The organism is Lachnospiraceae bacterium GAM79 (assembly GCA_020735665.1).
GTDB lineage: Bacteria > Bacillota > Clostridia > Lachnospirales > Lachnospiraceae > Coprococcus.
Genome location: CP085928.1, coordinates 2,420,733 through 2,433,431 on the forward strand (window position 1 = coordinate 2,420,733; position 12,699 = coordinate 2,433,431).

The 12,699-nt window shown below is 42.9% G+C and carries 7 protein-coding genes; 2 read left to right on the plus strand and 5 right to left on the minus strand.

Annotated features, from left to right (window positions below; translation table 11 throughout):
* Positions 1-238: 238 nt before the first annotated feature.
* On the minus strand, positions 239-2,872 hold the full coding sequence (locus tag LK416_10905; GenBank protein ID UEA74159.1) for an ABC transporter ATP-binding protein/permease: 2,634 nt from the start codon (positions 2,870-2,872) through the stop codon (positions 239-241).
* A 305-nt stretch (positions 2,873-3,177) separates the two neighbouring features.
* Between LK416_10905 and fba the strand changes: the two genes are divergently transcribed.
* Complete coding sequence (gene fba / locus LK416_10910) at positions 3,178-4,047, plus strand: class II fructose-1,6-bisphosphate aldolase (protein UEA74160.1); 870 nt, start codon at positions 3,178-3,180, stop codon at positions 4,045-4,047.
* Between the two features lie 152 nt (positions 4,048-4,199).
* On the opposite strand, the gene LK416_10915 is transcribed toward fba, so the two are convergent.
* Complete coding sequence (locus tag LK416_10915; GenBank protein ID UEA74161.1) at positions 4,200-5,237, minus strand: YeiH family protein; 1,038 nt, start codon at positions 5,235-5,237, stop codon at positions 4,200-4,202.
* A gap of 250 nt (positions 5,238-5,487) precedes the next feature.
* Here LK416_10915 and LK416_10920 point away from each other — a divergent pair, with 250 nt between their 5' ends.
* Positions 5,488-6,795 (plus strand): MATE family efflux transporter, encoded by a 1,308-nt coding sequence (locus tag LK416_10920; protein UEA74162.1) that lies wholly within the window; start codon positions 5,488-5,490, stop codon positions 6,793-6,795.
* A gap of 47 nt (positions 6,796-6,842) precedes the next feature.
* Here the strand turns inward: LK416_10920 and LK416_10925 are convergent, their stop codons facing one another.
* The 3 genes from LK416_10925 to uvrB form a co-directional block, all read right to left on the minus strand.
* Positions 6,843-7,271 carry a hypothetical protein gene (locus LK416_10925; GenBank protein ID UEA74163.1) on the minus strand — a complete coding sequence of 143 codons (429 nt, stop codon included), beginning with the start codon at positions 7,269-7,271 and terminating at the stop codon, positions 6,843-6,845.
* Between the two features lie 118 nt (positions 7,272-7,389).
* Positions 7,390-10,227: an excinuclease ABC subunit UvrA gene (gene uvrA / locus LK416_10930; protein ID UEA74164.1), complete on the minus strand. Its 2,838-nt coding sequence runs from the start codon at positions 10,225-10,227 to the stop codon at positions 7,390-7,392.
* 318 nt (positions 10,228-10,545) lie between these two features.
* Positions 10,546-12,537 carry an excinuclease ABC subunit UvrB gene (gene uvrB / locus LK416_10935; protein ID UEA75914.1) on the minus strand — a complete coding sequence of 664 codons (1,992 nt, stop codon included), beginning with the start codon at positions 12,535-12,537 and terminating at the stop codon, positions 10,546-10,548.
* Positions 12,538-12,699 lie beyond the last annotated feature (162 nt).

A 12,699-nucleotide genomic window follows, 5' to 3' on the forward strand; every position in this document is an offset into this window, starting at 1 on the left:
ATTCTCTTTTTTATATGAACAGTATTGACATTACCAACCAGTGGACGCTTCCGCTCGTTTCCCCACTGTGTAACTTCGAACTAACCTCGGTAAACCTCGCTAAGGTCTCAGTTAGCCCTGCAACGGTACTAAGATGCTGCTAATGCACCATCTAAGGACCGGCGGACTCAAATGCCACTGTTTTGGTAATTCAAACTGTTCATATATAACTTATAATTTTTAATTTCACAATTATCTGTTACTCACTTCTAAGTGCTATTACAGGGTCTTTCTTCGCTGCCATCTTAGATGGGATAAGACCGCCGATCAAAGTAAGCACAACACTAATGATCACAAGGATCACCGCACCCTTTACCGGAAGTGAAGATACATTTGGCACATTTACAAATTTCTCTATCACCTTGCTTATCGGGATATTTAACAGCACCGTAACCAGAATACCGATCGCACCGGATACCAGTCCGATAATAAATGTCTCTGCGTTAAACACACGGGAAATATCCTTTTTCGACGCTCCGATACTTCGAAGAATACCGATCTCCTTCGTTCTCTCCAGTACAGAGATATAGGTAATGATTCCGATCATGATCGATGATACGATCAACGAGATAGCTACAAATGCGATCAATACATAAGTGATCGCATCGATGATCTTCGTAACGGAAGATAGCATCAGCCCGATATAATCGGTATAAGTGATCTCGCTGTCTGAATGTGAATCATTATATTTGTCGATCAGATCTGTCAGCTTATCCTTGTCCGCGAATTCTGAACAATACAGGCTGATAACGGACGGCTTTGCCAGATCCGCAAATCCAAGCTTCTCGATATTATCATCATAGGTTGCGGTAGACTGTGCAAAATAGCCCTGTTCCTTTAACATTTCAAATAACTGCTCATCAGACATCTGTGAAATATATGCCTGCTGTTCCTCTGACAGGTTCATGGATGCAACGATCTGCTGCATGTCCACCTGACTCATGTCGATATCTTCTCCGTTTGAAAACGGAAGTCCTGTAAATACATCGGTATCCGGATTGTCAAGCTGCCGTTTTACGATCTCCGATTTTTCATTTTCGGATACAACATACTCTGCAAGTTCAGCGGTATAACCGATCATTCCCGCATCGATCGATGCTGCATAAGAGGATTCGCTCTGACGGATGATACCACAAACCTGAATATCCAGACCTTTGCTGATCACATCTGCCATATAATCTTCATCGGAACTCTTGTCTGCCCATGTTCCGTCTGCATTTTTTTGATAAATGTCACTCGGCAGAATGAGCTTGAATTTGAGATTTAAAAGATCATCATAGGAGAAGCTCATTTCCTCCGGTGCATCGTAATCTTTACCTGCCATGATCTTCGGAACCATCTCTCCAAGATCAGAAGCATTTCTGACACCTAATGTATATAAGGTAAAATCACTGATCTCGTTATTCTTATCAACGACCAGTACAACTTCATTTTTATTCTGAGGCCAGTGTCCTGCAAGCACATCGTACTGCTGTTCCAACAGCTCCCGATTACTCATTAACTGCTTCCACATATCCATGGAATTATTTCCGTAACTGAATGCCGACATGAAGCCTGACAGGGATTTCTGGGATTCTTCCATATCGCCAAATCCCATCTCTCGCATCATGATACTTGGATTTACCTGCTGTGTACCGCCTGCTGCATTTTCGTTAAATACATACATCGGAGTATCATAGGTATACTTGATATCACTCACGATATCCTTGAATCCATTTGTATCATCTTCAATATATTTCTTAAATGTTTCCAGATCGTTTTCCTTTACCTCTGAGAGCATGGACACCATCATATCGCCCATGACATCACCAGAGTATACACGATCCGGGTCATGATCACTCAGATCTTCTTCCTTTGTATTACCCGCCATTTCCGAGATCAGGTCAGAATAATCCATTGCCTTTTTCTGGATCTCGATTGGATAGGATGACAGGGTTTCCTCCTGCACATCATTGATATAGCCCTGGAATCCACTGGATAATGACAGAATCAGCGCGATACCGATGATACCGATACTTCCGGCAAATGCCGTTAAAAGGGTTCGTCCTTTCTTCGTCAGCAGGTTATTAAAGCTGAGGGAAAATGCCGTAAATACAGACATAGATGTCTTTCTCGGTGCATATGCTTCTTCTGATTCTTTCGCTTCGTCTTCATCTGAAAATGGTGCGGAATCATCTATGATCTTACCATCTAACAGCTTCACGATTCTTGTAGAATATTTGTCTGCAAGCTCCGGATTGTGTGTTACCATGATGACCAGCTTTTCTTCTGCGATCTCCTTTAACAGCTCCATGATCTGGACACTGGTTTCGGAGTCCAGGGCTCCGGTCGGCTCATCTGCAAGCAGGATATCAGGATCATTGATCAATGCTCTGGCGATCGCTACTCGCTGCATCTGTCCACCGGACATCTGATTCGGCTTCTTATAGATCTGATCGCCCAGACCAACCTTTTCCAACACCTCTTTTGCACGTTTTCTACGCTCGGATTTGGATACACCGGATAAGGTCAGCGCCAGCTCGACATTTGCGAGAACCGTCTGATGCGGAATCAGATTGTAACTCTGGAATACAAAACCGATCGAATTATTCCGGTATGAATCCCAGTCTCTTGCCTTGAATTCTTTTGTTGATCTGCCATTGATAACCAGATCACCACTCGTATACTGATCAAGTCCGCCTATAATATTAAGAAGCGTTGTCTTACCACAGCCGGACTGACCAAGTACCGATACGAATTCATTCTTTCTGAAATTAATGGAAATGCCTTTTAACGCCTTTACCACTTCATCTCCGGTCTGATAGTCCTTCACAATCTTCTTTAACTGAAGCATATATTGTTTCCTCCACGAATTATATTATAAAAATTTTACCATCCCAGTTTTAGCATTTCAAGGAAATGGCGGATTCTTTTATAAATGTTTTACATAATGATAAAATACTACGCTGCGACATCAGGGTTATTATGGCGCAGTATTTTTTTATTTTTATCAAGTTTTTGTAAATGGCTTTTATTTTGGAAATAAATAATGTATAATGGCGACAGAGTAGGGTTATCTAACCGGATTTTTACATTATAAATGTGGACAATTCGGGCAGATGAAAGCCCAAAATAATTTTTATAATGGAGGAATTTATAATGTTAGTTTCAGCAAAAGAAATGTTGGAAAAGGCTAAGGCTGGAAAATATGCCGTTGGTCAGTTTAACATCAATAACCTTGAATGGACAAAGGCTGTTCTTCTTACAGCTCAGGAACTTCAGTCTCCTGTAATCCTTGGTGTTTCAGAAGGCGCTGGAAAGTATATGACTGGATTTGAAACAGTTGCAGCTATGGTTAAGGCTATGCACGATTCTTTAGGAATTACAGTTCCTGTAGCTCTTCACCTTGATCACGGAACATATGAAGGATGCTACAAGTGTGTTAAGGCCGGATTCACATCTATCATGTTCGATGGTTCACACTATCCATTCGAAGAGAACCTTGCTAAGTCAACAGAGCTTGTTAATGTTGCTCATCAGCTTGGTCTTTCTATCGAGTGTGAAGTTGGTTCAATCGGTGGTGAAGAAGACGGTGTTATTGGTATGGGCGAGTGCGCAGATCCAGAAGAGTGTAAGATCATCGCTGATCTTGGCGTAGATATGCTTGCTGCCGGTATCGGTAACATCCATGGTAAGTACCCAGCAAACTGGAAGGGTCTTTCATTCGAAACACTTGATGCTATCCAGCAGAAGACAGGTACTATGCCATTAGTTCTTCACGGTGGTACAGGTATCCCTGCTGACATGATCAAGAAAGCTATCTCACTTGGCGTTTCAAAAATCAATGTTAACACAGAGTGCCAGTTATCATTCGCAGATGCTACAAGAAAGTACATCGAGGCTGGTAAGGATCTTGAAGGTAAGGGATTTGATCCTAGAAAGCTTCTTGCTCCTGGTTTCGAAGCTATCAAGGCTACTGTTAAAGAAAAGATGGAACTTTTCGGATCAGTTGGCAAAGCTAACGACTAATTTCTTTCGTAATACGAATATCGTATAACAATAATATGCCCCATATGGATTTATTTCACAGACCACTTGTGTTCTGTTGTATAAACCATATGGGGCATATTGCTGTTACAGGTTTTCTGCCATATATGCCCCAAGGGCGTTCTTACATGCTTTTACCAGATTCCCATAACATGCTGCATAAGCAGGCTGACCAAGGTAATGCCGATCCAACAGCATGCACCTAGCAAAATCGGCTTGCCACCGGTTTTGATCAGCTTAATAACATTGCTGTTTAACCCGATCGCCGCCATAGCCATGATAATGAAGAATTTGGACAGCTCCTTTAACGGTGCAAATACATCCGCATTTACGCCCAGACTGATACAGATCGTTGTGATTATAGATGCGATCACAAAATACAGAATGAACATAGGAAATGCTTTTTTCAAGCTGAATCCATTTGTCTTCTGCTCTGTCTTTGCCGCCTGTCTTGCACGAACTGCCGCAAGCACTAATGTGATCGGTATAATTGCCAGTGTTCTGGTCAGTTTTACCGTTACTGCCTTATTGAGAGTCTCACTTCCAAGATTCCACATGCTGTCCCATGTTGATGCCGCCGCTGTTACAGAAGATGTATCATTGATGGCTGTTCCCGCAAATATTCCAAATGCATCACCGGATGCCGTATCAAATCCTATTGCTTTTCCTATGATCGGGAAGAAGATAGCCGCAAGCACGTTAAAGAAAAAGATAACAGAAATAGCCTGTGCGACTTCATCGTCATCTGCATCTATAACCGGTGCTGTTGCTGCGATTGCGGAACCACCACAGATAGAAGATCCAACACCGACAAGAATCGAAGTATTTGCCGGAACCTTCATCACCTTTCGAAGGATCCATGCGATCAATAAGGATGTACCGATCGTACAGATAATGATCGGAAGCGACTGTTTTCCTGTCTGCAGGATTACTCCGAGATTCATGCCAAATCCTAATAATACAACGGCTGTCTGCAAAACAATCTTTGATGTCCATTTGATACCGGCTTCTGCCTTTCCCTTATCCGTCCATACGAGTGCGATCAACATACCGGCTAATATCGCAATGATCGGTCCGCCGACAACCGGAAACCGTTTTCCAATTAACCATGAAGGAACTGCTATGATAAAACACACCAGAATTCCTATCCAGTTTTTCTTAATAAAATTCATTTATTCCTACCTCACTGTGTTTTTTGCGGATGCTATTATAACACCCGCATACAAAAAATGCCATAAAATTGATTGACATTTTCTATCAACTTGGTATAATAGGCACGAATCGGACGGTATATATGATATACCTTGCAAGGTGTTCTGAATGTTATTCAGGATTCCCGGATGGACATGAATGTTATGAGCCAGATAAGATTATCTTATCTGGCTCTTTTTTTGTGAACAGCACAGCATAGGAGGACTTATAATGGATTTATTAAAAGACAATCTGAAAAAATTATACTTCAAATTTCTGATACCATCACTTGGAAGTGCCATGGTTATGTCTATTTATACACTGACAGATGCGATCGTCATTGGAAAAGGTGTCGGCGCAGATGCTCTTGCTGCCCTAAGTATTACAACACCACTTCTCTGCATCCTGATGTCAACCGGAATCCTGTTTGGTGTCGGCGGCTCTGTACAGATGAGTGTTCACAGGGGAAGTGGTAATCATCAGAAATCCAATCGTTATTTTACAATCTCTTTTTTCCTGATTACGGCTGTTACTACCCTATTATGGCTGATCTATGCCACCTGCATGCCTAAGCTGCTTCATCTGATGGGAGCAAATGACACCTTATTCCCATACGCCATGTCCTACATGCGTTATATCAACATTTTCCTTCCGGTTGCTGTATTTTCAAATTATGTAGCAATCTTTATCCGTGCCGACAATGATCCAAACCGTGCAATGGCGGGAGTTCTGCTTGGCGGCGTCGTAAATATCGCACTGGATATCATTTTTGTATTTCCTATGCATATGGGAATGGGCGGTGCCGCATTCGCTTCCGTTCTCGGTATGACTATCCAGGTAATTGTCGGTGGCTCACACTTTTTCTCACGCAAAAACGGTCTTCATTTCATCCGACCGATTCACACGATTCCCAGTATCCGTCATATTATTGTCGGTGGTATCCCAAGTTTTTTCAATGAATTTGCAAATGGATTCATCGTACTGCTGTTTAATATCCAGATCCTGAAATACTGCGGTGAAAATGCACTCTCGATCTACAGCGTGATCTCAAACTGTGTAATCCTGTTCAACTCCCTGTTTACCGGAGTCGGTCAGTCGATCCAGCCTGTTATCTCTACTAATTATGGTGCAGGAAATGGGGTCCGAATCAAAGGAATAAAAAAGATGGCATATACCACTATCCTTATAATGGGTGCCATCTTCTCGCTTAGTGGAATCTTATTCCCGACTGCGGTCTGTCGTATTTTTATTAAAATGAATCCAACACTGACTGATATTGCAAATCTGGGTATACGAACCTACTTTTTTGCATTCCTGCCATTTGGCATTAACCTGCTGACTTCTTACTATTTACAGGCGATACTGCGATCTGCACAATCCCTGTGCATCTCACTGCTCCGAAATATCATCTTAAGCAGTATCTGTATCCTTGTATTTCCATTGTGTCTGGGTGCATCCAGCCTGTGGTTTGTTATGCCGATCGTTGAAGTCGTAGTGTTATTTGTCAGCCTTGGCTACCTGAAAAGCAAATCTATATAGAACATAAACGCTAAGATATAACTGTAACTCTATCTGCAGTTCTACTCTTAAACAGTTTCGGCTATATTATGGAAGTCGCTCATTAAAGACTCGTATGCAGCTTCGTCCATGCCATAGGAAAAGCATGCAAGTGCACGGAAACAGACCTCAGGTAATCTCTTAAGATTTCCGCTGTTATACTGTTCTGCCACCTGCTGTAATTCATTGATTATGTCATGCTTACGCTTCTGTTCTTCCAGGCTGCCATTCCAGAAACAGCTCATATCATAATCAGATGTATTCCCGCATGGAGCCGTACAGGTGGAACACCCGGGAGAAAGTCGGTATTTCTCCCGGTGTATTTCCTCTATTGTCTCATCATTGTCTTCCTGTAATAACGCACTTGCGATCGTCTGATCTGTTTTCTCTGTCCAGCCGGAATTACCGGCCGCACCTACAAGGCCGATCAATGCGCCAATGATCTTATCATTCCTCATGTTGCTAATTCCTTATGTTTCCAAATTTCTATATCTCTAATTCCTCTATATCAATTCTACACATTCTATAAAACTGATATCTATATAAGAGCTTAATTGTATTCTCTATCTTCACACTTTATAAATACCGCTTCAGATATTGTCCGGTATATGAATTCTCACATTCTGCGATCTCCTCCGGTGTTCCCTGTGCGATCACTGTTCCACCGCGAACACCGCCTTCCGGTCCCATGTCGATGATATAATCGGCAGTCTTTATAACATCCAGATTATGCTCGATAACAACTACGGTATTTCCACTGTCACTAAGTCTGCGAAGAATATCCACCAGACGATGAACATCGGCGAAATGAAGTCCGGTCGTCGGTTCATCCAGAATGTAGATCGTCTTTCCGGTTCCACGTCTGGCAAGCTCCGTCGCAAGCTTTACTCTCTGTGCCTCTCCTCCGGATAAAGTGGTAGATGGCTGTCCCAGACGGATATAGCCCAGGCCAACATCCTTTAACGTTTCGATCTTTCGCAGAATGCTTGGAACATTTGCAAAGAACTCGCAGGCTTCATCCACAGTCATATCCAGAACATCATAAATGCTCTTACCTTTATATTTTACTTCCAGTGTCTCACGATTGTACCGCTTGCCGCCGCATACCTCACAAGGAACATAGACATCCGGCAGGAAATGCATCTCGATCTTGATGATACCATCACCACGGCAGGCTTCGCATCGTCCACCCGATACATTGAATGAAAATCTTCCCTTCTTATATCCTCTTGCCTTGGCATCCTTTGTATTTGCAAACAGATCACGGATCATGTCAAATACACCTGTATAGGTTGCCGGGTTCGATCTCGGGCTTCTTCCGATTGGTGACTGATCGATATTGATCACCTTATCGAGTGCATCGTAACCCACGATGTGATCATGATGTCCCGGTTTGATACGGCTCTTGTTCAGTCTTCTCGCCAGCTTCTTATATAAGATCTCATTTACAAGTGAGCTCTTTCCCGAACCGGATACACCAGTCACGCATACCATAATACCCAGTGGTATATTCACATCAATATGCTTCAGGTTGTTCTCATACGCATTCTGAACGGTCAGCCAGCCCGTTGGCTTTCTTCGTACCTCCGGTACCGGAATCTTTTTTCTTCCGCTTAAATAATCACCGGTAATCGAGTTCTCATTTTTCATGATCTCCTCTGCTGTACCTTCCGCAACAACATAACCACCATTTTCACCGGCTCCCGGACCGATATCTATAATATAATCTGCTGCACGCATCGTATCTTCATCATGCTCTACCACAATCAGAGTATTTCCAAGATCACGCAAATGCTCCAATGCTCCGATCAGCTTATCATTATCTCTCTGATGCAGACCAATACTTGGTTCATCCAGAATATAAGCAACTCCCACAAGCCCGGAACCGATCTGTGTCGCCAGACGGATTCGCTGTGCCTCTCCACCGGACAATGTGCCTGTAGAACGATAAAGTGCCAGATAATCAAGGCCTACATCGATCAGAAAATGCAGTCTCGCCCGGATCTCCTTTAAAACTGCCCCGCCGATCAGCATCTGCCGGTCTGTCAACTTAATATTATCCATAAAGTTTGTAAGATCCTCGATCGACATTCTGGTCAGATCATCAATATTCTTATCGGCGATCGTAACAGCCAGTGCTGTCGGTTTCAGACGTTTTCCTTTACATTCTTCACATGGCGTGATCGTCATAAAAGTCTCATACTCGGCCTTGGTCGTCTCACCTCCGGTCTCCCGATATCTTCGCTGGACATTCTTGATCAGTCCTTCAAATGTAATATCATAGACGCCTTCTCCACGCTGTCCTTTATAGTGAACCTTTACCGGACGGCTGTTCTTGCCATATAATAACAGATCTTTGATCTCATCACTGTAATCCTGAAATGGTGTGTCCAGTGAGAAATGATATTCCTCTGCCAATGCACGAAGTACTGCATTTGTGAAACTCTTTCCATCATTACAGGACTGCCAGCCCAGCACAACAATTGCCCCTTCATTGATCGACAGCTTGGTATCCGGGATCATCAGATCCGGATCAAATTCCATCTTAAATCCCAGACCGGCACAACATGGACATGCGCCAAATGGATTGTTGAATGAAAAGCTTCTGGGCTCGATCTCATCAATGCTGATTCCACAATCCGGGCAGGAAAAGCTGTCAGAGAAATTCAAGATTTCATTTTCTCCATCTGTATTTATAACCTCAATCTTCATCAGACCTTCTGCCATCCGCAGAGTTGTCTCTACAGAATCTGTCAGTCTTCGTTCCATATCAGGACGAACGACCAGACGATCCACAACAATATCAATATTATGCTTCTTATTCTTATCCAGCTTGATCTCCTCGGATAACTCATACATACTGCCATCAATGATCGCACGGACAAAACCGCTCTTTGCCGCCTTCTCCAACAGCTTCACATGTTCCCCTTTTCTGCCTCTTATAACCGGTGCGAGTACCATGAATTTTGTCCGTTCCGGCAATTGCATGATATCGTCTACCATCTGATCCACGCTCTGTTTGCTGATCACTTTTCCACATTTCGGACAGTGTGGGATTCCTGCTCTTGCATATAACAGACGGAAATAATCATAGATCTCCGTTACTGTTCCGACTGTGGATCTCGGATTCTTATTTGTCGATTTCTGATCGATCGATATCGCAGGCGACAGGCCCTCGATCTTCTCGACATCCGGCTTCTCTGCCTGTCCAAGGAACTGTCTTGCATAGGAAGATAAGGACTCCATATAGCGTCGCTGACCTTCGGCATAGATCGTATCAAATGCCAGTGAGGATTTGCCCGAACCGGACAGACCTGTCACAACGACAAATTTATCTCTCGGAATCTTCACATCTATATTCTTCAGGTTATGTTCTTTTGCACCTTTAATCGTAATATACTTAATATCACCCATTTCGGTTGACCTTCTTTCTGCTCATTTTATTTGAATCTTATAAACATGTATGATCATTATATTTATTATTACTTTTATACAATATGAAAGATACATTACATATTATTCCGTAAGACGCTTCCGCTCGTATCCTCGTGCAGCGGTACATAAAGTTGCAAAAAACGCAACTTAAGTACCGGCCTCGGATAAGGCTTACTTCATAATAGTAATGATATCTTTCATATTAGTTTAACAACTAATATTCAAACAAATAATAATATGATCATACATGTTTATACACTTTCAATTAGTACGACAGCATGATCTGTATTGTATTTTCTACTTATCATAATCTCGTAAAGCTTCTTTATATTTTTTCAGCTCATCACGGACGATCGCTGCCATTTCAAAGTTCAGGTCGGCGGCTGCCATGTTCATCTTCTTTGTCAGCTTATCGATCATTGCTTTCAGCTCTTTCTTTGTCATGGATTCAATATCTTTCTCTGCATCCACAACCGGTTTATCTTCTGTGACTTCATTTGTAATAAGATCACGGATACTCTTCTGGATCGTCTTCGGTATGATCCCATGTTCCTTATTATAAGCATCCTGAATCTTTCGACGACGATTTGTCTCCGAGATCGCACGTTTCATGGAGTCTGTCATCATATCTGCATACATGATAACATGACCTTCTGAATTTCTCGCAGCACGTCCGATCGTCTGGATCAATGAAGTCTCCGAACGCAGGAAGCCCTCTTTATCTGCATCCAGGATAGCCACCAGTGTGATCTCCGGAATATCAAGTCCCTCACGAAGGAGGTTGATACCAACTAATACGTCAAATACACCCATTCTGAGATCACGCACGATCTCTACACGCTCCATTGTATCAATATCAGAATGAAGATATTTGACCTTAATGCCATTCTCACGCAGGAAATCTGTCAGATCCTCTGCCATACGTTTTGTAAGTGTTGTAACCAGAACCTTGTGTCCCTGTTCTGTCTCTTTCAATATCTCTGACATCAGGTCGTCGATCTGTCCTTCTACCGGACGGACATCCACCGGTGGATCCAGCAATCCGGTCGGTCGAATGATCTGCTCGGCCCGGAGCAGCTCATGTTCTGCTTCATATTTGGATGGTGTCGCCGATACAAATAATACCTGATCTAACTTCGATTCAAATTCTTCAAAGTTTAACGGACGGTTGTCCAATGCGGATGGCAGACGGAATCCATAATCCACCAGATTCTGTTTTCTGGAACGATCACCTGCATACATTCCTCCGACCTGCGGAATCGTCATATGCGACTCATCTATGATCAACAGGAAATCATCACCGAAGAAATCCAGCAATGTGCTCGGAGTCTCCCCGGATTCTCTGCCGGATAATGGTCCTGAATAATTCTCGATACCGGAGCAGAAGCCTGTCTCCCGCATCATCTCTATATCAAAATTTGTCCGTTCTTCAATCCGCTGCGCTTCGATCAGCTTATCATTTTCCTTAAAATACTGTACCCGTTCAGCCAATTCCGCTTCGATCTTTGTAAGTGCACGTTCCAGCTTCTCATGTCCGACAACATAATGAGAAGCAGGAAAGATACAGGTAAAATTCAGGCTGCGCCTGATCTCCCCAGTCAACGGATCAAATTCACAGATACGGTCGATCTCATCACCAAAGAATTCAACACGCACAGCATCTTCAAATGTCGATACCGGAAGGATCTCCAGCACATCCCCGTGTACACGGAATGTTCCACGGTGGAAATCCATATCATTTCTGACATACTGGATATCCGTCAGTTCATCGATCACCATATCCCGATCCTTGATCATTCCGACACGGAGCGACAGCATCTGCTCCCGGTATTCATCCGGATCACCGATACCGTAAATACAGGATACCGAGGATACGACCACAACATCTTTTCTGTCGATCAAGGCCGCTGTTGCACTGTGACGCATCTTGTCAATATCATCGTTGATCGCAGAATCCTTCGCTATATAAGTATCAGTCGATGCCACATATGCTTCCGGCTGGTAATAATCATAATAAGAAACAAAATATTCTACCGCATTTTCCGGAAAAAATTCCTTCATTTCCGAATATAACTGTGCCGCCAGCGTTTTGTTGTGCGCAAGCACCAGCGTCGGTTTATTCAGTTGTGCTATTACATTTGCCATGGTAAATGTCTTACCGGAACCGGTTACACCTAACAGGGTTTCAAACTGATTTCCCTCTTTAAATCCATCCACCAGCTCTTTGATCGCCTGCGGCTGATCACCGGTCGGCTGATATTCTGATACTAATTTGAAATGATCCATTATGTTCTCCTGATATATCTATCTAAATACAATCAATATTCTTATTATTGTTCTCTGTCTAATATATCATTCCATTTAAAAAAAGTACAGAGCAAATCGAATATTTGTTCTTTATTCTGTAAGAACCTTCTGCTTCCCACTGTTGCATCCGCAAAGCGGATTTAA